The 19,996-nt window shown below is 70.2% G+C and carries 19 protein-coding genes and 3 pseudogenes; 5 read left to right on the forward strand and 17 right to left on the reverse strand.

Features of this window, described 5'->3' with window-relative positions; translation table 11 throughout:
- The first annotated feature begins 3 nt into the window (after window positions 1-3).
- Window positions 4-948: an o-succinylbenzoate synthase gene (locus tag Q2K16_RS08900; RefSeq protein ID WP_302744676.1), complete on the forward strand. Its 945-nt coding sequence runs from the start codon at window positions 4-6 to the stop codon at window positions 946-948.
- Window positions 949-1,023: 75 nt separating this feature from the next.
- Here Q2K16_RS08900 and Q2K16_RS08905 read toward each other — a convergent pair whose 3' ends face one another.
- A complete protein-coding gene (locus Q2K16_RS08905; RefSeq protein WP_302744678.1) occupies window positions 1,024-2,319 on the reverse strand; it encodes a 3-deoxy-7-phosphoheptulonate synthase in 1,296 nt (431 codons plus the stop codon).
- A 223-nt stretch (window positions 2,320-2,542) separates the two neighbouring features.
- Window positions 2,543-3,247 carry a cyclase family protein gene (locus Q2K16_RS08910; protein WP_302746408.1) on the reverse strand — a complete coding sequence of 235 codons (705 nt, stop codon included), beginning with the start codon at window positions 3,245-3,247 and terminating at the stop codon, window positions 2,543-2,545.
- 528 nt (window positions 3,248-3,775) lie between these two features.
- Here Q2K16_RS08910 and Q2K16_RS08915 point away from each other — a divergent pair.
- Entirely contained in the window at window positions 3,776-6,151 is a 2,376-nt protein-coding gene (locus Q2K16_RS08915; protein WP_302744679.1) for an RCC1-like domain-containing protein, read from the forward strand.
- 191 nt (window positions 6,152-6,342) lie between these two features.
- Here Q2K16_RS08915 and Q2K16_RS08920 read toward each other — a convergent pair whose 3' ends face one another.
- The 8 genes from Q2K16_RS08920 to Q2K16_RS08955 all read right to left on the reverse strand — a co-directional run bounded on the left by Q2K16_RS08920 (window position 6,343) and on the right by Q2K16_RS08955 (window position 11,519).
- Complete coding sequence (locus Q2K16_RS08920) at window positions 6,343-7,257, reverse strand: hypothetical protein (RefSeq protein WP_302744680.1); 915 nt, start codon at window positions 7,255-7,257, stop codon at window positions 6,343-6,345.
- A 40-nt stretch (window positions 7,258-7,297) separates the two neighbouring features.
- A complete protein-coding gene (locus Q2K16_RS08925) occupies window positions 7,298-7,690 on the reverse strand; it encodes a hypothetical protein (protein ID WP_302744681.1) in 393 nt (130 codons plus the stop codon).
- An 82-nt stretch (window positions 7,691-7,772) separates the two neighbouring features.
- On the reverse strand, window positions 7,773-8,408 hold the full coding sequence (locus Q2K16_RS08930; RefSeq protein ID WP_302744682.1) for a GNAT family N-acetyltransferase: 636 nt from the start codon (window positions 8,406-8,408) through the stop codon (window positions 7,773-7,775).
- Entirely contained in the window at window positions 8,405-9,082 is a 678-nt protein-coding gene (locus Q2K16_RS08935) for a GNAT family N-acetyltransferase (protein ID WP_302744684.1), read from the reverse strand. The genes Q2K16_RS08930 and Q2K16_RS08935 overlap by 4 nt, the downstream gene beginning before the upstream one ends.
- A gap of 17 nt (window positions 9,083-9,099) precedes the next feature.
- Entirely contained in the window at window positions 9,100-9,390 is a 291-nt protein-coding gene (locus tag Q2K16_RS08940) for a hypothetical protein (protein WP_489671864.1), read from the reverse strand.
- 144 nt (window positions 9,391-9,534) lie between these two features.
- Entirely contained in the window at window positions 9,535-10,428 is an 894-nt protein-coding gene (locus Q2K16_RS08945; protein WP_302744685.1) for a JmjC domain-containing protein, read from the reverse strand.
- Between the two features lie 541 nt (window positions 10,429-10,969).
- Window positions 10,970-11,206: a DUF397 domain-containing protein gene (locus Q2K16_RS08950; protein ID WP_302744686.1), complete on the reverse strand. Its 237-nt coding sequence runs from the start codon at window positions 11,204-11,206 to the stop codon at window positions 10,970-10,972.
- Between the two features lie 133 nt (window positions 11,207-11,339).
- Window positions 11,340-11,519, reverse strand: coding sequence for a hypothetical protein (locus Q2K16_RS08955; protein ID WP_302744687.1), 180 nt, complete (start codon window positions 11,517-11,519; stop codon window positions 11,340-11,342).
- Between the two features lie 196 nt (window positions 11,520-11,715).
- Here Q2K16_RS08955 and Q2K16_RS08960 point away from each other — a divergent pair, with 196 nt between their 5' ends.
- Both Q2K16_RS08960 and Q2K16_RS08965 read left to right on the forward strand, forming a co-directional pair.
- Entirely contained in the window at window positions 11,716-12,483 is a 768-nt protein-coding gene (locus Q2K16_RS08960; RefSeq protein ID WP_302744689.1) for a helix-turn-helix domain-containing protein, read from the forward strand.
- Window positions 12,480-12,674: a DUF397 domain-containing protein gene (locus Q2K16_RS08965; RefSeq protein WP_302746409.1), complete on the forward strand. Its 195-nt coding sequence runs from the start codon at window positions 12,480-12,482 to the stop codon at window positions 12,672-12,674. The genes Q2K16_RS08960 and Q2K16_RS08965 overlap by 4 nt, the downstream gene beginning before the upstream one ends.
- Window positions 12,675-12,736: 62 nt before the next feature.
- Here Q2K16_RS08965 and Q2K16_RS08970 read toward each other — a convergent pair whose 3' ends face one another.
- Together Q2K16_RS08970 and Q2K16_RS08975 are read right to left on the reverse strand one after the other, a co-directional pair.
- Window positions 12,737-12,985, reverse strand: coding sequence for a hypothetical protein (locus Q2K16_RS08970; protein ID WP_302744690.1), 249 nt, complete (start codon window positions 12,983-12,985; stop codon window positions 12,737-12,739).
- A 141-nt stretch (window positions 12,986-13,126) separates the two neighbouring features.
- Window positions 13,127-15,304: an FAD binding domain-containing protein gene (locus Q2K16_RS08975; RefSeq protein WP_302746410.1), complete on the reverse strand. Its 2,178-nt coding sequence runs from the start codon at window positions 15,302-15,304 to the stop codon at window positions 13,127-13,129.
- 3 nt (window positions 15,305-15,307) lie between these two features.
- Here Q2K16_RS08975 and Q2K16_RS08980 point away from each other — a divergent pair, with 3 nt between their 5' ends.
- Window positions 15,308-15,676: a hypothetical protein gene (locus Q2K16_RS08980; protein WP_302746707.1), complete on the forward strand. Its 369-nt coding sequence runs from the start codon at window positions 15,308-15,310 to the stop codon at window positions 15,674-15,676.
- Between the two features lie 45 nt (window positions 15,677-15,721).
- Here Q2K16_RS08980 and Q2K16_RS08985 read toward each other — a convergent pair whose 3' ends face one another.
- The 5 genes and pseudogenes from Q2K16_RS08985 to Q2K16_RS33175 all read right to left on the reverse strand — a co-directional run.
- Window positions 15,722-15,988 carry a hypothetical protein gene (locus Q2K16_RS08985; protein WP_302746708.1) on the reverse strand — a complete coding sequence of 89 codons (267 nt, stop codon included), beginning with the start codon at window positions 15,986-15,988 and terminating at the stop codon, window positions 15,722-15,724.
- Between the two features lie 147 nt (window positions 15,989-16,135).
- Window positions 16,136-16,504, reverse strand: a pseudogene (locus tag Q2K16_RS32985) (hypothetical protein); the annotation flags it as partial.
- A gap of 548 nt (window positions 16,505-17,052) precedes the next feature.
- Window positions 17,053-17,538 (reverse strand): annotated as a pseudogene (locus Q2K16_RS08995) (3'-5' exonuclease); the annotation flags it as partial.
- A 77-nt stretch (window positions 17,539-17,615) separates the two neighbouring features.
- Window positions 17,616-18,986 carry an SNIPE associated domain-containing protein gene (locus Q2K16_RS09000; RefSeq protein ID WP_302744692.1) on the reverse strand — a complete coding sequence of 457 codons (1,371 nt, stop codon included), beginning with the start codon at window positions 18,984-18,986 and terminating at the stop codon, window positions 17,616-17,618.
- 237 nt (window positions 18,987-19,223) lie between these two features.
- A pseudogene (locus Q2K16_RS33175) lies at window positions 19,224-19,988 on the reverse strand (NsdA family TPR-like regulatory protein); the annotation flags it as partial.
- Window positions 19,989-19,996: the final 8 nt, after the last annotated feature.

Below are 19,996 nucleotides of genomic sequence, written 5' to 3' on the forward strand. Positions count from 1 at the left end.
GCCGTGCGGGCGTTCTCGATTCCGATGCGGACCCGGTTCCGGGGCCTGTCCCGGCGTGACGGCGCGTTGGTCCAGGGGCCGGCCGGCTGGGGGGAGTTCTCGCCGTTCGCCGAGTACGGCCCCGCCGAGGCGGCCCGGTGGCTGGCCGCCGCGCGGGAGGCCGCCTTCGAGTCCTGGCCGCCGCCGCTGCGCAAGTGGATCCCGGTGAACGTCACGGTGGCGGCGCTGGAACCCGACCGGGCGCGGCAGGTCGTGCTGGCGAGCGGTGGCTGCCGGACGGCGAAGGTCAAGGTCGCCGAGCGTGGCCAGACCGACGCCGAGGACGTGGCGCGGGTGGAGGCGGTTCGGGACGCGCTCGGGCCTTCGGGGCGGGTGCGCATCGACGCCAACGGCGGCTGGGACGTCGACCGCGCCGTCCGGATGATCCGCCTGCTGGACCGGTTCGACCTGGAGTACGTCGAGCAGCCCTGCGCCTCGGTGGAGGAGTTGGCCCGGGTGCGACGCCGGGTGTCGGTGCCGGTGGCGGCGGACGAGTCGATCCGCCGGGCGGCGGACCCGCTCCGGATCCGCGACGCCCGCGCTGCGGACATCGCGGTGCTCAAGGTGCAGCCGCTCGGGGGCGTGGCGGGCGCGTTGCGGGTCGCGCAGGCGATCGGGCTGCCGGTGGTCGTGTCGAGCGCGGTGGAGACGTCGATAGGGCTCGCCGCGGGACTGGCCCTGGCGGCGGCGCTGCCGGAGCTGCCCCATGCCTGCGGGCTGGCGACGTTGTCGCTTCTCGACGGTGACGTGGTCGCCGATCCGCTGGTGGTCGTGGACGGGCGGATCGAGGTGCGCCGCCCGGTGGTCGACGAGCGGGCGCTGGCCCGGTTCGAGACGGACCCGGGCCCGTGGCGGCGGCGGGCCGAGGCCGCGGCGCGGGCCGGGCAACCGCCCGGCGGCGACCGCTGAGCCGCTGCCGGTGGTGACCGCTCCCCCGCCCCGGGCGTCGGTCCCGGGGCGGGTCCGCAGGTCGCCCCGCCGCCCCTATCCGAACGACGCCAGGAGCGCCAGGGCCAGGTCGACGGACTGCGACCGGTTCAGCCGGGGGTCGCACAGCGTGGTGTACCGCTGGTGCAGGTGCTCTGTCCGCACCTCGTCGCTGCCGCCGAGACACTCGGTGACGTCCTCGCCGGTGAGTTCGAGGTGCAACCCGCCCGGCCAGGTCCCGAGTGACCGGTGCACCTCGAAGAACCCGTGCACCTCGGCGATGATGTCGGCGAGGCGGCGGGTCTTGCGGCCACCGTCGGCGCGCACGGTGTTCCCGTGCATCGGGTCGCAGACCCAACCCACCCCGACACCGGCCGTGGCGAACGCGTCCACCAGTGGTGGCAGCAGCCGGCGCACGTGGGCGGCACCCATCCGGACGATGAACGTCAACCGCCCGGGCACCCGGTCCGGGTCCACCAGCCTGGCCAGGGCGAGCAGTTCCTCGGCGGTGGCGTCGGGGCCGACCTTCACCCCGATCGGATTGTCCACGTGCCGGGCGAACTCGACGTGGGCGCCGTCCAGCTCCCGGGTCCGGTGGCCGATCCAGATCATGGACGCCGAGCTGGCGTACCGACGACCGGCGGCCGGCCCCGGGCGCAGCAGCGCGGTCTCGTAGTCGAGCAGGAGAGCCTCGTGGCTGCTGAACACCTCCCCGGTGCCTGCTTCCTCGGCGAACTGTCGCATGTGCGCCAGCGTCACCGCGGACGCCTCGTACGCGCGTAGCAGCCGACTGGCGTCCGGAGCCCGGGTGGCGGGGTGGAACTCGACGCCGTTGACCGCGTCGCCCCGGTAGGCCGGCAGGCTCAGCTCCCCGCGCTGTTCCCGTGTCTCCGTGCGGGGCTTGGCGTACTGGCCGGCCATCCGCCCCACCGTCACCACCTCGACGCCCAGCGCCGCGCGCAGGATCGCAGCCATCTGGGCCATCGTGCTCAGTTTCGCTCGTACGGCTGCCGGCCCGACCTGGGAGAGGTCCTCCGCGCAGTCCCCGGCCTGCAACAGGAACGCCTCCCCCTGGGCGACCCTCGCCAGCCGGCTGCGGAGTCGTTCGCACTCCTGCGGCTCCACCAGCGGGGTGCGGGTGCCCAACTCCTGGACCACCGCACGCAGGACACCCTGGTCGGACCAGCTGGGCTGTTGGGTGGCCCGCAGCCGCCGCCACGGATACGAGGCGCATGCTCCGGCGGCTGGCGCGGGGTGGGCGGTGCGGACGTCGACCTCCGGGCTGGCGGTGTCGGCGTCGACCCCCCACCCTTCGGCGACGATGTCGTCGGCGGTATCTGAACTGGTTCTCATTCCTGGTGCCATTCTCTCGGTGTCCAGCGTGGAGTGCGGTGCCCTCGGCGGGCAGCGATGGCGAGCTTCTCGAAGTGCGGCTTCGTCGGCCTTCACGACGACGGCCGGCAGGACCTCTGCGTCCGGCACCGGATGCCCGGGCCCGAGACCATCGGGGCGGACGCGACGGCCCCGCGTTCCTCGACCGGAGCGACGCCCGGCGTCGGGCCGCGAGCCCCGTCGATCACGGAAGACGTGGCGTGGACGTGCCGTCAGACGGTGACGAGAACGGCCATCCGTCGAAGACGACGGCACGCGCCGGAGCGGCCTCCACTCCGGCGATCTTGACCGGCAGGGCCATCAACTGCACGACCGACCCGCTGACCTGGTCGAGGTTCTGAATGTTCTCCAGGATGGGGATTCCGGCGGCGAGCAGACGCCTGTGCACCTGACCACTACGGTCGTCGGGGCGCTCGGTGATGCAGTCCAGCCCGACCAGAACGGCATCGTTGTCGACCATCCAGTCGGCGGAGGACGGGGTGAGGTACGGCGGGCTGTCCCAGTAGTCGTCACGGCCGAGGTGACGGTTCGGATGATCGGTACGGATCAGCAGACGGTCACCGCGCTGCCAGATGTCACGCAGCACCCGCTCCAGGTCGTCGCCGCTGACCGGTTCGAGGTCCCCGAGACGGGAGAGGTCGGCGATGCAGGCCCGGCCGACGAAGGTGTCCAGCGGAACCTCGTCGATCTTCTCCCGGTCCTCGAAGAAGTGGAAGCCCGACTCCACGTGGGTGCCGTTGTGGGGGAACAGCCGCAGATCCGAGAAGGTCCGGCCGCCACCGGTCGGATCCGTCCATGGAGTCATGGCCCGACAGATCTCGAAGCGTGGATACCAGGGTGCGTCGTAGGAGGGCATTCCCTCGTGCCAACCCTGGCTGATGTCGATCATCCTCACGACTTCGATCCCCATCCGCGCGATCGTTGCTCTCCGGGATCCGGCGGTGATCGACTAGCGTCACCGGCCCACGGGCCGGCAGGGGAGGGCGTCGACGAGACCTATCCGACGCGGCCTGACTGCCGTGGACCGACCCATCCTCGGCCAGCCTGCTCCGCCGCTGCCCCTTTCCGTGGGCGGTGCCGTCGCGGCGAGATTTGGATCCAAAAACTCCCGTAACCAGGGGAGGGCGGGCCGGGTGACGCTCGGCGTCGGCATGGACGGGCCCCTGAGCCTGCACTGTCCATGATCGGACAAACCCTGCACGGTCCGATCGGATCGGGCGGACAGTACGGTAGCCACAAATAGGCGCCGATGCCTCATATGAGAACTACTTGCCTTTGTCGGTCGTTCTCCCTTTCCGCGCCTCAGGACGCACGGGCCGCGTGTGATCGGTCCGCCTTCGTGCAAGGAGCATGCTTCATGTCTGAAGCTCGTACATCGCGATTCCGATCCGCACGGCCGTCCACGGTGGAGGCCAGCGTGGCCCACCCCTCCGTCGGCGAATGGTGGCGGGGCCACCAGGGGCGGTGGTGGCGTCACGATCGACGACGACGCCTGCGGCAGACCGGGCGGGGTGCCATCGCGCTGATGGTCGCCGCGCTCATGACGCTGGCCGGGGTGGTGGTCGCAGCGACGCCGGCCGCAGCCGCCATCGCCGGCAGCCAGGTCTTCACCTGGGGATCCAACGACCAGGGCCAGTTGGGCCGGACGACCCCCGCCCTCGGCAGCGCGACGCCCGGTGCGGTGTCGTTGCCGTTGCCGGCGGGAACGCTGCTCACCGACCTGGCGGTCGGGGTGGGCCACGTCCTCGCCGCCACCTCGACCGGAACGGTCTACGCCTGGGGCTACAACAACCTTGGACAGGTGGGCAACGGCACCACCACCGAACAGCGCAGCCCGGTGCCGGTGAGCATGCCGGCCGGCGTCACGGTGCGGGCCGTCGCCGCGGGCCCGCAGTTGAGCCTGGCGTTGACCTCCACCGGGGACGTCTACTCCTGGGGAGATCCCAGCACCCTGGGCCGCTCGGACACGAGCACGAACACGACCCCCGGGCGGGTGGAGCTGCCGCCGGGCACCGTCGCCACCGCCATCAGCGCCGGCACGACGCACGCCGCAGTCGTCACCTCCACCGGGCAGGTCTACGCCTGGGGCGACAACGCGGACGGCGAATTGGGCACCGGCGGCACCGACGACTCGGACCTGCCGACGCTGATGACACTGCCCCCCGGTGTCCAGGCGGCCAAGGTCGCCGCCGGCCTGTTCTACACCCTTGTCCTCACCACGTCCGGACAGGTGTACGGCACCGGAACCAACGAGGTCGGCCAGCTCGGCGACGGCACCACGACCGACCGCACCACGCCCGTGCCGGCGCTGGCACCCGCCGGGACCGTCTTCACCGCCATCGCCGCCAAGCTGGACTCCAGTCTCGGCCTGACCAGCGAGGGACAGGTGTGGGGCTGGGGAAACTACAACCAGGCCAGCACCGGCAGCGCATCCTCCACCAGGCCGGTGCGGGTGGCGGCCCTGCCGAAGGGGGTCGTCTTCACCGGCATGTCCGCCGGCCTCAGCCACAATCTCGCGGTGGCCGCGAACCAGCAGGTGTACGCCTGGGGCACCAACAATCGGGGGCAACTGGGTGACGGTACGACCACCGACCGGGCCAGCGCGGTGCGGGTGCCGTTGCCGGAGGGTGCCGAAGCCACCGTCGTCGCCGCTGGGGCGTACTTCAGCGCCGTGATGGTGCGGACCACGTTGGATTTGGCGTTCGGGGCGAATGGTAGTGGTCAGTTGGGTAACTACAGTCACGACAACAGTTTCGTGCCGGTGTCGGTGGCGTTGCCGGGGAACATGGACATGATCGACATGGAGGGTGGTTACCTGCACAGCGTGGCGGTGACCAACGTGGGAGAGGTGTGGGCGTGGGGTGACAACGCCTACGGGCAACTGGGCGACGGCACGCAGACCTCGCGTAGCGCTCCGGTGCAGTCGTTGATGCCTGCGGGTACCAATGCCGTGAAGGTCACCGCGGGCCAGCGGCACACTCTGGCGTTGACCGACGCCGGGAAGGTCTTCGCGTGGGGTGGCAACAATGTCGGCCAGTTGGGTATCGGTTCGACCACACCCGCCACCGTCCTCACGCCGACCCTGGTCACGTTCCCCGGCTCGTTGACGGGCACGGTCACCCAGATCGCCTCGCACAACTTCCACAGCGCGGCGCTCACCTCCACCGGCGAGGTGTACACGTGGGGTGACAACACCTACGGGCAGATCGGCAACGGCACCACCACCCGACAGACCAGCCCGGTGAAGATCAGCCTGCCCGGCGGGGCGACGGCGACGAGCATCGCCGTGGGCGCGTTCCACACCCTGGTCGTGACCTCCACCGGCGCCGCCTACGCCTGGGGCTACAACAACTATGGCCAGCTCGGCAACGGCACCAACACCAACTCGTCGGTGCCGGTCGCGGTGAGTCTGCCGTCGGGCACCCTCCTGCGGGACATCGACGCCGGCCTGTCACACAGCCTGGCCATCACCACCGCCGGGCGGGCGCTGGCCTGGGGCGCGAACTCCGTCGGCCAACTCGGTAACGGCACCACCAACGCCGCCGGACTCAACGTCCCCGTGTCGGTCCATCTGCCCGCGGGTGTGGAGCTGGTCGGCATCGCCGGCGGCCAGTCGCACAGCCTCGCGGTCACCACGGGCGGGCAGGTCCTCGCCTGGGGTTTGAACAACTACGGCCAACTCGGCGAGAACAACTCCGTTCCCGCCCGTACCACCCCCACCTACGTCGACCAGACACCCGGCACCGTCGCCGACGATGTCGCCGCGGGACAGTTCCACAGCCTCGTCCGATAACACCACCCCGGGGCCGGCGGCAGACTCACGTCCACCGCCGGCCCCGGGCTGTGCACCACGTGGGGTCAGGCGCTGCGAACGTCGCCGCCGCTGGTCAGGCCGGCTGCCAAGCTGCCGGTTTCCCCCCGGCATCGTCCCGGAGCGGATCGCCGTGACGAACGCGGCAAGGCTGAGGGGTACCGGGACGCGCATCACGGTGAGGTGGTGTCGACGGCTTCCCGGTGCGGGTTCAGCGGTGTGGTGTGGCTGCGTTCGAGGTAGAGCCGGTAGTCGAACAGTCCGGGCCGGGGGCATGGCTTGCCTCGGGCCGGGCGGCAGGTGTTGAAGGTTTCCTGGAAGGCGAGGAGTTCCCCGCTCGTGGGGTGGATGATCAGGCGCTTGGTGGACCCGTCGTGGTTGAGGCTCACGGCGGTCCCGGTGCGGCCGGCGATGTCGGTGGCGGTGGTGGTGGTGGTGATGCCGGGTAGGTCGGCGAGGATGAGCAGGATGGTTTGGCGTTGGTGGTGGCCGAGGTAGTGCTCGTTGTTGAGGCTGACCACGGCGGTGATGGTCGAGCCGGGGCCGTTCTCGGGTGGGGATATGGTGCCGAGGTGCTGTTGGAGGCCGGCACGGTCCCCGGGAACCGGCTCGGAGCCGGGGCGCACGAGGCCGCCGTGTCCGTACGTTCTGTCGGAGACCACGGGTGCCGCCGCGAGGGCGTCGCGGTCGGTGCCGTCCGGTAGCCGGGTGAGGTCGCCCCGGTCGGGTAGCTGGCGCTCGATGACCCGACCGGACCCGTCGGGCTGGCTCCAGCGGCGGATGTCCCGTCGGCTGACAACCGTCGTCGCTCGGGACCACGACTGAAGGTGCAGGTAGGTGTGCGGGCTGTGCTCGGCGTCGGCTGCGACCGGTGTGATCGCGTCGGCCAAGAGACGCAGCCGATCCCGCGATGTGCGTGGTTCGGTCGTCGGCCCTGGCGGGGCGGGGGGCCGTGCGGCGATGTCGGTGGGCGGCGTGGGAGGTCGGACGGCGGCGCAGGCGGTGGGCATGGTGATGGTGAGGATGAGAGCGATGATCAGGGCGTGGGTGGTCCGCTGCCATCCGGCGGGGGGTTGGGCTCCGGTCATGGTTTATGCCTTTTGTTGGATCGTGCAGGCTGCGGTGCTGTCACTGGCTCGACGTGGAAGCGGGATGCCCTCGCTGACGTCCGGGGTGTCGGGGGATGCGGGTCAGTCGTTCGGCCACCGACCCCTGGTCTCGCTGTTGCGCCGGGGGTGGGTAGGAGGCGATGCCGTGGGTGAAGTCCTGCTGGCGCTGGGGTAGGTCGGTGGGGGTGTTGGGGGAACGGGGTGAGCGGAGGGCGTCGCTGCGGACGAGCACCCTGCGGGAGGTGGAAGCCTCGTCCCCGGGGCTGCGGACCGACACCTCGACCCATTCCAGTTTGTCGAGATCCTCGGGGATCTCGTCGACGACGACGGTCAGGCCGTCGGTGCCGCCGAGATGGTCGGCCGGCGCGATCCAGATGGTGCTGCCGGGTCTGACTACGGCACTGGTGCTCACGGTTCTCTCGCTTCCTCTGCGGAGGTCGTAGGAATCCGGCGACGGTGGCCGCATCGTTGGTGGCGGCCACCGTCGTGGGTGGTCAGGTGTCCGATTGGCCGGCGGTGTGGGGTGTGGTCCGACGGGCGCTGGATGGGTGGCCGTTGTGGGTGAGCGGCCAGAGCCGGGGTCCGTTCGGGAGGTGTAGGGGCAGGCCGGGGCGGTAGCCGTGGCTGCGGAGGAAGTCTCGGGCGGCTTCGGTCGTTACGACGGTGTCGACCGGGTTGGTGAGTTGGTCGATGCGGCGGTGGTGGTGGGCGAGCAGGTCGCTGCCGATGCCCTGGCCTCGGCTGTGGGGGGTGACATAGAGCCAGGACAGCCAGTGGTGGGGTGCGTCGGATCGGTATCGGTCGATCACGTGGTGGAGTTGTCGGAATCTGGGCAGGGCGTGGCCGGTGAACGTGTTCATGTGGCGTTCGGCGAGCAGTGCGGCGTTGGAGGCGGGGTGGTGCCGCCACACTGCGGCTGCGGTCAGGTCGAGCGTGACGTCGACGTGGCCCCACTCGACGGCGTGGTCGACCTCCATGGCCAGCCGGCCGTGGAACACGGCTTGCCGTTCGCTGGGGTCGGGGACCAGCCAGGTGGCGACGGGGTCGTCGGTGATGGCTTCGGCGAGTAGGGCGGCGATGGCGGCGACGTCGCCGGGCAGCGCGGGTCGGACAGCGATCGTCGGGTTCACCGGGTGCGCCGTTGGGGCTGTGGGTTGGGTGGGAAGGGTGCCCGGCCGGTGGGGGTGTGTTGGCCGCGCCACATGCGCCAGATCGGTAGGCCGTCGGTGGGCAGGATCAGCGGTGGGCCGGCGGTGTAGCCGAGTCGGTGGTAGAGCTGCCGGTTGCGGGTGTTGGTGGCTTCCAGGTACGCCGGTAGGCCCACCTGGTCGAGGTGCCGGTGGTGCTCGTGGAGCAGGGCCGCGCCGATGCCCTGGTTCTGGTGTTCCGGGTCGACGGCGAGGTACGCGAGGTGGTGGTGTGGTTCGTCGGGGTGGAAGGCGTCGAACATGGCTTCCATGAGGGTGAACTTCGGTGCGTAGGGGCCGGTGGCGTGTTCCAGGGCTTCCTGGCGTTCCCGGGTGTGGCCCTGGGGCGGTGGGTCGAGTCGGGGGTACCAGATCGCGACGGCGGACAGGTCGGTGGTGGTGTCGATGTGGCCGTGCGTGAGGCCGTGGTGGAAGGCGTTTCTGAAGTAGCGGTAGAGGACCACGCGGCGGTCGGTGGGGTCGGGGATCAGCCATTCGGCGACGGGTCCGTCGTGGAAGGCCTCGGCGAGGACGGCGATCAGCGGTCCGGCGTCTGAGCTGGTCGCGCGGCGCACGGCGACGGTGACGCTATCGGTGTTGGTAGTGGTGTTGGTCATGGTTGCTCCGGTGGGGGTCAGGCCGGTTGGTGGGCGGTGTCGGGGGTGCGTGCGGGCAGGGTGTGGCTGTCCGCGCCCAAGCCGATGGCGGCGTAGACGGGCGGGTTGGTGGTGCGCAGGGTCAGTGCCCAGACGATGCCGAGGAGCGCGGCGGCGGCGTAGGCCGCAGGGAAGATCCAGCGCAGCGGGGAGTGTGGGTCGACGCCGAGGAGGGTGTCGAACTCGCGGATGGTCACGGTGAGGATCGCGGCGAGCGTCAGCGTGGCGGTCAGCGGCGCGACGGTGGTCCATCCCGAGGAACGAACCACTTGGCACGGGTCAACGCCCTCACCTTGGGTGCGCAACTCCAAACTGCACCCACCCCCGTGCAGGGAATGGCCCCGACCGTAGCCGGAGGCCATTCCCTCGGGTGGAGGAAGGTCAAAGGTCGAGCGGCACGCGGTGCGGAGCCCTCACAGCATGGCGTGGCTAGTTTCCTGCTGGGCGGCGCGCAGCAGCGCCCCCGACAGCTCCTCCACATCCAGCCCGGTGAGGTAGTCGATCATCAGTGACCGCACGTTCTCGACCGTCCCTGGCATCTCCTCGGGGCCAAGCTCGCGTGGCGGGATGACGGCGCGGAAGCGGGGGTCTCTGATCGCGCTGCCGATCAGCCGTTCGGCGATCCACAGCGGCACCCGCTCCTTCAGTACGAAGGTCAGGTGCACGCTGGTCTTCGTTGCGTCGAGCGAGTGCGGGTTGTGAACCCATCCTCGCGGAAGCACGAGGACGTCCCCGGCCGCCAGCTTGACGGTCTGGTCAGGGCCGGCTTGTCGCCACTGCTCGACCCACTCGTCCCGCCAGAGGTTCGTTGACATGGAGTGGTCGCGGTACGGCGCGTCGACCTTGGGGGCGAATAGCTCCCAGGTCTTCGCCCCGTCCAACTGGACCACGATCCCGAGGTATTGGTCCCAGTGGTAGTCGAGGCCCTGGGCGCTGGGCGGGGTGATGAAGGCCGTGACGTATCCCGAGTAGCCGGTCTCTGCCTGGATGCTGGCGCAGATGGCACTCAGGGGTGGGAACCACCGATTCAGCTCGCGGAGCTGGATGGTGCAGCCCTGGTCGAGCAGGAGTTGCACCGAAGCCGGCGCTACCCGATCGTCGGCGGTGAAGCGGGCCGGGTGCAGCCCTTCGCCGTGGTGGAAGACGTTCACATAGTTACTCGGCGCGCAGCCGGCGTCGAGGAAGCCTCGGATTGTCCGGGCGTTGATGGCCCGCCCGATCGGGCTGGCGTTCGGAAGGCGCACCTTGCGGGGGCTCTCGGGCCACTCGCCGAGAACGGCGGCGGCGAGTTCAGGCCCCAGGATCATGCCTAGAGACATGGGATCTCCCGGTATCGAAGGTCAGTTCGGGGGGAGGGGGCATGGCGTCCGCGTGTGGTGACGGTGCGGGCAGCAGATCACCGAGTAGCACACGACCCTGTTGGCACCTAGACTCGCGGTCATGTGCCACATCGCGTCGGCCCCGCCCTCCAGCCCTTCGCGCGTCCATCTGAGGCGATCAGCCAACTCTATGTAGCTGAGCGCGGCGTCGGGCGGGTGCTGGGCGTAGGTCTCAGCCAGCCAGGCCAGCGCGTCCTGCACGTTCACCCACGTCCGCTCGCGGGCTGTCTGGTCGCGGCGCAGGAGGTAGTGGCCAGTCTCAAGGGGTGGCGAGGTTGCCCGGATGAATGCAGCCGTCGCGACGTCACCGGGCTGCGGGCCGGGTCTCCGCTCGTGGTCGTGCTCACGCCCAAAGAGCTGGTGCTGACCTATCCACGGACCGTAACCGTGCCAGTGGTGCCTCACCGACGCCATTATTCCCTCCGAGGGCAGGCTGGCCGTGCACTCCGCACGGCCAGCCCTTGATGGTTCAGACGATCTCGCCGGCCTGGTACGCCGCGAAGAAGTTGTCCAGCTCCTTGCGGTCGAAGCGCAGGGTCGGCGAGTTGGCACCGAGCTTCGAGTCGCCGATGATGACGGCGTCGGGGTTGCCCGGCAGGATGGCGGCGGCGACGCAGCTCTCCATCGTGTTCGTGATGCCACCGCCGCAGAGCTTGCGGAGGTTCACGCCGGAGGCATCGACCGCGTACAGATCCTTCTTGATCATGGGACAGTCTCCCTTCAGGTGCACTGCTGTGCGGGGATTCGGTCCCCGCGCCGGTGGTTCCTTGTGCGCCCGTCAGTCGATGCTTGGCCAGGGCGACGACCAGCGGGAATCTAGGAGCTGCCGCCCCTTCCGCTCACCGGCGACCCCCGTTGCCACGCAACTCCCCGACCACGGTCATCAGGGGTCGCTCGGCAGGCTTCTCGACCTTCGGGAGTAGCACGGTGTGCTGGAGAGCCCAGAGCGGGGAGGCTGACCCGACAGCCCGGTAGCGCCGGGTCCGCCTGATCCGCCACCACCTGATCGGGTTCAGCATCTCAACCTCCTCGGCAACTGGAGAGGGGTCGCCCTCGCCCTCCCGGAGCAAGGGCGACCCCTCCGCGTAGCCCGCCCCGACACCGTCGTATGCCTGGGTGAGCCCGCCTGAAACAAACCTTGCCCAATGCGACGGGATCAGTACACGACGTTCATCTATGCTGCCGGATGGAAAGGACGTCCATGCTGGAGGCGGGATGAACCACGCACTTCAAGAGGCCATGGCCCAAGCTGGTGAGACGGCCGAGAGTCTTGCAGCTCAGACGGGGGTTGATCCGAAAACCGCAGCGCGGTGGATCTCTCCGGGACGTGTGCCGCAACCGCGTCGCCGCGTCGCGCTGGCATCTATCCTTGGCCGGGACGTCGGGGACCTATGGCCCGATGTCCTGAGGCGACGCGAGCCGGCCTGGTTCCGACGATGGGCCGATGTTCTACAGGGGGCCGCCGCCCTGCGGTGGTTCGAGCTGGCCTGGGTGCCTGGCCTACTCCAGACCGAGGCGTACGCGCGGGCAACGCTGGCACTGGCGACGCTCGACCCCGCCGAGGTTGACGAGCTGGTGACGGCGCGCGTGCAGCGACAGTCGATCCTCCACCGGGCACAGCCGCCGCTCGTCGTCGCTGTGATCGATGAGGCCGCCCTACGCCGCCGCGCCGGCCGCGACGGATCGATCATGCGCGAGCAGTGCGAACACCTCGCCGCGTGCGCCGAGTTGCCGGCCGTGCAGGTGCATATCGTGCCGGCCGACACCCCGATCTACGTGGGCATGGGCGGCCCGTTCATCCTGGCCGAAATGCCGGACGGTACGCGGGTAGCACATCAGGACGGCCCTGCGCGAGCACACATCACCGAGGACGCGACAGAAATTGCTAGCCTTGAGCGCAGATGGTCTCGCATTGTTGGAGAGGCCCTACCTCGGGCGCAGTCTCTCGACCTGATCAGGAAAGCGGTAGCGGCATGGACATGACCGGCGCGCAGTGGCGCAAGAGCACGAGAAGCGGGGACAACGGAGGCGCGTGCGTCGAGGTCGCCGACAACCTGCCCGGCGTCGTCCTCGTTCGAGACACGAAGGACCGCGAGGGCGGCACCCTGACCTTCGGCCCGGCGCAGTGGCAGGGCTTCGTCGACCTGGCGAAGGCCATCGGCCCGGTCGGCTGACCGGAAACGCAAAAAGGCCCGGCTCCCTGTCTCCAGGGGGCCGGGCCTTCTTGTCGCTGTCTCTACCGTACGGGGTCGCCGGGGTTGATCCGGCCGGAGTGCTCCAGGGCAACCCGCAACAGGCTCTCGGTGGCGTCGGTGATCTCCTGTAGCGCCTCGGCGAGGTCGCCGGGGTTGCGCAGCGTCTCGCGCACCGAGGCCATCGACGCGGCGACCATCTCCGCTCGGTCGTCATCACCCTCCCGGCGCAACTGCGCCGCGAGGTCCATCACCAGCTCGTCGAGCCGCGTGAAGTTCAGATCCGGGTCCATGCCGGGTCCGCATGGTCCCGCCGCGCGCCGTTCCGGGAGAGCCCGAGCGAGCTCTCCACCGAGACGTGCAGCCTCCGTTGACGTGTGCGAGATCGGGAGTGCGCGCGAACCGGAAGGCCAGGCCGCTGCGGACCAGCTGATCTAGGAATAAGCAGTACGGCCGCAATGCCTGATGGTTGCCGTACTGCTTTGCCTACGCTGGGGGCGTGGGAGGGGCCCTGGGGCGGGCGTACCCAGGTTGCCGACGAGGTCGGGGCTGGAAAGGTCGAGTGCCTGCGGCGCTGTCCGCCGTCGGCTCTCCGTCGGCATCCCGTCGATCCACACCTGCGCCAGGTCGTCCGACGTGGCCAGCGCGAACACCCGCGCAAGGGCGTCCTCAGGTCCGTTCGCGTGGCGTATGCCGATCTCCAGGGTCGTTCCCGGACGGGGCCGTACCCATATCGCGTCGAACCGTTTGCCGACGCTCAGGTCCCCGAGCTGGTCACGCAGGCCGAGCGCCTGCGCCCCCGCTGCGGTCGCCAGGTGCAACAGGTGCGCCGCGGTGAGCGGCACGCCCTCCTCGCCGCGCAGGCGTTGCAGGAGGTACGCCTGCAACGCCTCCTTGAAGAGTGAGAATCCGGTGCCCGCACCGACGTCGCAGCCCAGCGCCACGTGCACGCCGTGGGCGAGGTGACGGTCGAGCGGGAACATGCCGCTGCCCAGCGCCGCGTTGCTCGTCGGGCAGTGCGCCACGCTGGCCTGGGCCTCGGCCAGCCGGTGGAGCTCGTCGTCGGTCGGATGCACGTTGTGGGCGAAGACGCTGCGGCGGCCGACCAGTCCGTGCTGGTCGTAGCAGTCGAGGTCGTTGTCCGCGCCGGACAGTCGTCGGACCGCGGCGATCTCGTCGAGGTTCTCGTTGAGGTGCGACGTGAACCAGCTGCCCGCCACGTCCCGGTGCAGTTCCCCGCACGACGCGAGCAGGTCGTCGCTGCACGACAGCGCGAACCGGGGGATCACCGCGTACCGACTGCGTCCGACGCCGTGCCAGCGCCGGGCCAGCGCGCGGCCCTCGCCGTAGCTGCGCGGACCGGACGTGTGCAGCTCCGGACGCAGCATCCGGTCACCGACGACGAGGCCGCTGGTGATCCGCAGGCCGCACCCGGCGGCAGCCTGGAACAGCGTGTCCACCGCCGGCGCGAAGTGCGAGCCGAAAACCAGGGCTGTGGTCGTGCCCGCCCCGACCAACGCGGAGACCAACTCGGTGGCCACCGCGCGGGCGTAGTCGGCGTCCACGGTCCGTGCCTCCACCCTGCAGCACCTGTGCGGCGGTCGCCACGGTGGCCGCCGACCAGGAGCGACCCTCCAGTGCCGCCTCGGTGGCCTGGGCCCGGACGGGCATGGCGGCCACCCACCCAGGCCGATACGCGCCCAGACGACCGTCTCGCCGACGAGATCGAGGGCGAAGCCGACGGCGACGCTGGCAATGTCGTCGAACCGCCGTTTCGTCACCTTGTGGAAGGCGACGAGCCCGGCGAGCGGCAGTGGGATCCGCACTGCCCGGATCAGTTCGTCGGGGTGCCGGACGCTGCGCCGATATCCGGTGAAGTAGTCCGCCAAGGGCACCAGACGTTCGGCGTCGGCGCTGGTCAGGACGACGTCGGCGGCAAGCGCGAGCAACACCGGTGGGGTGTCCCCCACCGGCGATCCGGTTCCCAGGTTGCCGCCGATGGTGGCGCTGTTGCGAATGAGTCGGGAGCCGAACAGCGGGAACATCCGCCCGAGCAGCGGCACCCGGCCCGCGAGGCCGCGCTCGATCTCGCTGAGGGTGAGCCCGGCACCGATCTCGATGCACTCGGGCCCGATCGTCAGCTCCCGCAGCCCGGCGAGCCGGTCGATCGCGATGACCGACTCGGCCCGCGTGCCCCGCAGGTTCACCGCCACGCCCCAGTCAGTCGAACCAGCCACCACGGTGGCGGTGGGACGCTCGCGGAGCAGCCGCAGGGCGTCGGGCAGCGAGGCTGGCCGGATGAACTCTCGGCCCCCGAGCTTCAGCCGGACTGGCCGGAGCGGCGCCGTGGGTGCCTGCCGACGCTGCGCAAGCTGGTCGTCGGGCGTCGGCGCACCGAGTGCGTACGCGGCGTCGCGGATCGGCCGGTATCCGGTGCAGCGGCACAGGTTACCGCCGAGAGCGTGCAGGTCGAAGCCGTTGGGACCATGGTCGTGGCCGGTCGCCGCGCTGTCCGGGGACGCCTCTCTGCCGGGGCGGTAGTATTCGGCAGCCATACTGCAGACGAAGCCCGGCGTGCAGAACCCGCACTGGGATCCGCCACGAACGGCCATCTGGTGTTGGACCGGGTGCAGACGGTCCCGGTCGCCCAGCCCCTCAGCCGTGACGATCTCCTGGGCGTCGAGGGCAGCTATGGGCACCAGACATGCGTTGATCGCGACCCATTCCGTGGGCGATTCAACGCCGGGTCGGGCGACGAGCACCGCGCATGCCCCGCACTCACCCTCCCCGCAGCCCTCCTTGCAGCCGGTCAGGCCCTGTCCACGCAGCCATTCCAGCGCCGTGGTGTGTGGTGTGACGTCCCCGACCGGGATGACCTGATGCAGCAGCGATTGACTTCCCGGGACATCGCGCATCCGTCGCTGTTCAGCGAGCACGACTTCGTCGCCGCCACTGCCACAGCCGGTGACAGCGCGGGGACGTGAAGGCGGGCCCCGGGGCACATCACGGATCCTGGACGGTGGTGGCCGCTACGCGTGCGCCGCAGCCTGGCGCTGTCTGAGTCGCTCAAGGAGCCGAGCCGGTGTGGCCCCGGGAGCATGTCTCTGGCGGGCGAATCGTTCGAGCACGGCGACTTCGGCGGCGGGGTCGCCCAGGCCGGCGAAGATGATGGCGGCCCTCTCGTAGTACCAGGGAGCCACCCCGTGCCCGCTGATGCGTGCGTCGTTCTCCACCGCGTCGATGCACCGGACGGTCAGGAGCAGCGCCGCGTGGAGGTCGGTCTTCTGCATGGTCATGATCCGGTCGGTGAGGGTATGCGGCTGCTGGCCGTCGACCAGTCCGTCCGTCGTGGGCGCACACCACAGCGGCAGGCCGGTGCTGTCCGACCAGGTGCGGCCGTCTCCGGCGCTGGCCCTCTCGGTCCAGCCCCTGCCGTCCCAGAAGCGGTAGGTCCACCGCCCGGACGGGTCCAGGTACCAGCCGGCGACGACCTGTGGTCTGCGTGGGGCGGGCACGGGCACCGCGGCGGCCGGTGTCGGCTCGGCGCGGGACTCGTGCTGCTCCACGCCCACCGCGGCGGCTCCCGGCTGGTGGGGTGCCGGGGAGGCGTGGCGGTGGTCCCCAGCATGTCGTCGAGGGCTAGGTCGGAGCGGATCGGTATGGCGAGTTCGCGTGCCCGCGCGACCTTCGTGTCGTCCTGGTCTGCAGCGGCGACGACGGCGGCGAGGACGTTGCGGGTCAGGTTCGACGCCAGGACGAAACCGGCCTGGGTGAGACGGTCCCGGGCGTCGGCGGACACCGACGGGCTGCACCAGACGCGTTGCCCCTTCGGCTTGACCGTCCGGGTGCGGCTCGTGGTTTCCGCCTCGGGCGCGGTGAGGTCCGCGAAGTAGTCCGGTTCCCCGAGAAGTCGGGCGGCCGTGACGAGTTGCTGGTACTCGGTGCTGGTCAGGATGTCATCGGCGAGCGCTGCGTCCCGTAGTCCGTCGAGGTAGCGGTGGTGCAGGTCGCGTACCTGTTGGGCGCCCATGCCGGACTGCCCGGCCAGTCGGGCCAGTGCCCTGGCCTCGACGCCGGTCAGCTTGCCGTCGCTGAGGGCACCCCCTACGGCGTCGAGGTACGCCTCGGCGGACGCCGGGTCGGCGTCGCTGGTGGAGTAGGGCAGCTTCCCGAGCAGCGACTGGATCCACCCGTCCGTGCCCTTGCGTAGGCCGGTGACCCGGGTGCGGGGCCGGGCGTGGCCGGGGTACCGAGGCAGTGGTACCGGAGCGGATGGGAACCGTAGGGCGGGCGCATCCGCCAGGAGCCGGGTGAGGAGTTGGGCGGTCGCCCGGGTGTCACCGAGAGCGGTGTGGGCGTCGTGCAGCTCGATGCCGTACGCGGCGCAGCAGGACACGAGCTGGAAGTTCGGCGCGGCCAGGACCTGTCGGGCCAACCGCAGGGTGCACACCGCCGGCAGGGGCGCGGTGTCGATGCCGGCGCGGGCGAACTCCTGCGCGATGAAGCCCTCCTCGAAGCGGGCGTTGTGCGCCACCGCGACAGCACCGTCGAGTCTGGACAGGATGTCGCCCGCCACGTCGGCGAAGGTCGGCGCTCCGGACAACATGTCGGCCGTGATGTGGTGAACGAAGGTCGGGCCGGGGTCGCGGCCGGCGTCGATGAGTGTGGCCCACTCGTCGACCACCCGGCCTCCCTCGACGCGGACCAGGGCGATCTCCACAATCCGGTCGGACCTCGACGACAGCCCGGTCGTCTCCACGTCCACCACCACGAACGGCGCCTTGCCCAGGTCGACACCTCCGCTTCCGCCTGCTGACCCGAAGGCGAACAATCCGACCGACGACATACGCACCTCTCCAACTCGACGATTCCGCTGGCCCGACCGGCCCGCACCGGCCCCGGCTGTCCGCTGGCCCGACAACGTCAGGCGCTCGCGTCCGCATGCTCCTGCGCCTGGGTGAGGCTCTGCCGGTACTCCAGGGCCTCCGGGACCTCCTCGTACTGCAGCAGGCTGCCGGTCAACGCCAGCAGATGCTCCTTGGCCTCTTCCGGGGTGGCATAGAAGAACTCGCGGCGGTGGTTGACCAGGTTGACCCGCCGGTCGGCCAGCCGTGCGTGCATCTGCGCCTCGATGCCGACGGCGTCTTCGGAGAAGAACAGGGCGTGGACGTCGAAGTTGAAGGGCACCGAGGCGTCGCTGAGTTCCCGCACCCGGTCCAGCGGGTCCAGCCGACGGGTCATGCCGACCTTGACCATCTTCTCGCCGAAAGAGCCGAGGTTGGAGATCACGTACACGTATCCGGCCCGCACGTTCGCAGCCCGGTGGTCGACGTCCTGGATCGCGGTGTCGATCTGGGCCAGCCGGTCCTGCATCCGAGCGGCACCGTCGGCATCACCCTTGGCCTGGAGGGCGGCCAGGGCGTTGGCGTAGTGCTGGCGTTCCTTGTCGAGCCGGGCGCGTTCGCGTTCGATCTCCTGCTGCGCGCGCCGCTCCTCGCGCAGTCGAGCCTTCTCCTCCCGCTCCCGCTCCTTCTCCTCAGCCAGCTTCTCCTGGTAGTCGGCGGTGAGCTCCAACTCCTTGATCCGCAGCCGGTGGTAGTCCTCGGCGATCCGGATCTGCATCGTCTTGCCGAGTTTGACGATCGTGGCTGCTACCTTCCCCAGCCGGTCGACGGCCGAGTCGAGCTTGTACGGCCTCAGCCCGCGTACGAGATTGTCCGCCTCGGCGTTGTAGGCGCGGAGCATCAGCTTGGAGAAGTCCCGCACCATCGCCCGGCCCTCCGTGACCGAGCCGTTGACCGTCCATCCGGTGGCGGCCTTGACCGCGCCCCCGTCCTTCCTGGCCATGGCCTTGATCTGGTCCTGGATCCGGCTGAGCTGGCTTTGGTAGGCAACCGCGTCCGACAGAGGGTGCCGGTACTGGTAGACGCCAGCCTCCTGTAGCAGCGCGGTCTCCTCGGTGACCACGATCTGCTGCCGAAGCCCACGAAGGCGTCGATCGAGCTCAGCCTTCTGCGCTTCGCCCTTCGCCGTCAAGTCGGCGAGCTCATGACTGAGCCTGCCCCGCTGCTGTTCCAACTCCATCACCGACAACATGCCCAGGCGCGACATCGCCGCCCGCAGCCCCGCCAGCTCGGCGTGCGCCTGCTCCAGCTCGCTGCGCAGTCGCGTACTCTCCGCGGCCAGCTCACGCGCCTTGCCCCGGGCACCGAACAAGGGGATGTCCGGATCACTGAGGGTGCGCTGGTGCGGGACGACGGCAGGAGCACTGGCAGCCTGCGTGGCTGCCGTCATGGGCGCCACCGGAGCCGGAGCCGGAGAATCCGGAAGCCACAACTGCCAGCCCGGCGGAGGAGGGCCCCAGGTGGGATCCGGTGTCCAGCCCGACGGTGGCACCCATCCGGCAGGAGGCGTCGGCCAGTTCGGCGGTGCGTTGAAGCGGTATCCCATTGCTCTCCCCAGGCGTCACAACGGCCCGACGAAACTAGCGCCGCAGCCCACGAGCGGACATCGACGACTCAGACCGGCAGTTCAGCCCGTCCAGACGGCCACGAATACCCAAACGAGGAGTTCAGTCCGGTTCCGGACAAGAGCGAGTATTGCTGCGGAGCGGGCAGGCCAGCAAAAGACACGTGGGCAGCCCTCCACTCCTTTCGGCGGGGCCCGCGGTCCGGCACGACTGGCGCGGCGTGCTGACACCGCAATCCCTTCACCACTGGTAAGGGAGGAGCGCCCCCACCGGACCACGTCCCCCGCCCCCGGTCCCCACCGCAGCGGCCGCACAGTCTTGGGGAAGGTCGCGATGCACACCGCTCTCGCTGTCCTGTCCGACCTCACCGCCGCAGGCCACCGTTGGCGGCGAACAGCATCAGCCAGGTCATCTCCAACATCACCAGGTAGAGCGCCTGGTTGGCCATCAGTGCGACGATGTAGGCGGCGAACGCCCGGTCGCCGGAGGCTTTGGCCAGCCCGCAGCGCGGTCAGCAGGTGCCGTTGTGCCAGGGGTTGCTGGTCGGCGTCGTAGGCGCAGACTCCGGCCAGGGCGGCGAGTCCGCCCACAGCCTGGTACAGCTCGCGCCCCCGGGCGTCGTCGTAGGACGCGCGCAGCAACGGTGCGGCCTGCGCGGTGAGGGTGGCCACGACGCGGGCCTTGACCGGTACTCCGCCGACCCGCCGATACATCTCCTGGTAGCGGGCTCGACGGCGCTTCCCCTCGTCGGTTGTGGTTGGTGATGTGGGGTTGGGTGGGTGTGGTGGAGGGGCTGTTGGGCTGTTCCACCACACCCACCCACCCGGGGGTTGGG

This window comes from Micromonospora cynarisoli (assembly GCF_030518815.1).
GTDB lineage: Bacteria > Actinomycetota > Actinomycetes > Mycobacteriales > Micromonosporaceae > Micromonospora > Micromonospora wenchangensis.

What these genes read in the sequence shown, in the direction of transcription:
- Q2K16_RS09000 (WP_302744692.1), bottom strand. Translation starts at nt 18,986, where the DNA reads ATGACGGCAGCCACGCAGGCTGCCAGTGCTCCTGCCGTCGTCCCGCAC.
- Q2K16_RS08965 (WP_302746409.1), top strand. Translation starts at nt 12,480, where the DNA reads ATGACCGGCGCGCAGTGGCGCAAGAGCACGAGAAGCGGGGACAACGGA.
- Q2K16_RS08945 (WP_302744685.1), bottom strand. Translation starts at nt 10,428, where the DNA reads ATGATCCTGGGGCCTGAACTCGCCGCCGCCGTTCTCGGCGAGTGGCCC.
- Q2K16_RS08970 (WP_302744690.1), bottom strand. Translation starts at nt 12,985, where the DNA reads ATGGACCCGGATCTGAACTTCACGCGGCTCGACGAGCTGGTGATGGAC.
- Q2K16_RS08955 (WP_302744687.1), bottom strand. Translation starts at nt 11,519, where the DNA reads ATGCTGAACCCGATCAGGTGGTGGCGGATCAGGCGGACCCGGCGCTAC.
- Q2K16_RS08910 (WP_302746408.1), bottom strand. Translation starts at nt 3,247, where the DNA reads ATGATCGACATCAGCCAGGGTTGGCACGAGGGAATGCCCTCCTACGAC.
- Q2K16_RS08905 (WP_302744678.1), bottom strand. Translation starts at nt 2,319, where the DNA reads ATGAGAACCAGTTCAGATACCGCCGACGACATCGTCGCCGAAGGGTGG.
- Q2K16_RS08950 (WP_302744686.1), bottom strand. Translation starts at nt 11,206, where the DNA reads ATGATCAAGAAGGATCTGTACGCGGTCGATGCCTCCGGCGTGAACCTC.
- Q2K16_RS08935 (WP_302744684.1), bottom strand. Translation starts at nt 9,082, where the DNA reads ATGACCAACACCACTACCAACACCGATAGCGTCACCGTCGCCGTGCGC.
- Q2K16_RS08975 (WP_302746410.1), bottom strand. Translation starts at nt 15,304, where the DNA reads ATGGCCGTTCGTGGCGGATCCCAGTGCGGGTTCTGCACGCCGGGCTTC.
- Q2K16_RS08985 (WP_302746708.1), bottom strand. Translation starts at nt 15,988, where the DNA reads ATGACCATGCAGAAGACCGACCTCCACGCGGCGCTGCTCCTGACCGTC.
- Q2K16_RS08920 (WP_302744680.1), bottom strand. Translation starts at nt 7,257, where the DNA reads ATGACCGGAGCCCAACCCCCCGCCGGATGGCAGCGGACCACCCACGCC.
- Q2K16_RS08960 (WP_302744689.1), top strand. Translation starts at nt 11,716, where the DNA reads ATGAACCACGCACTTCAAGAGGCCATGGCCCAAGCTGGTGAGACGGCC.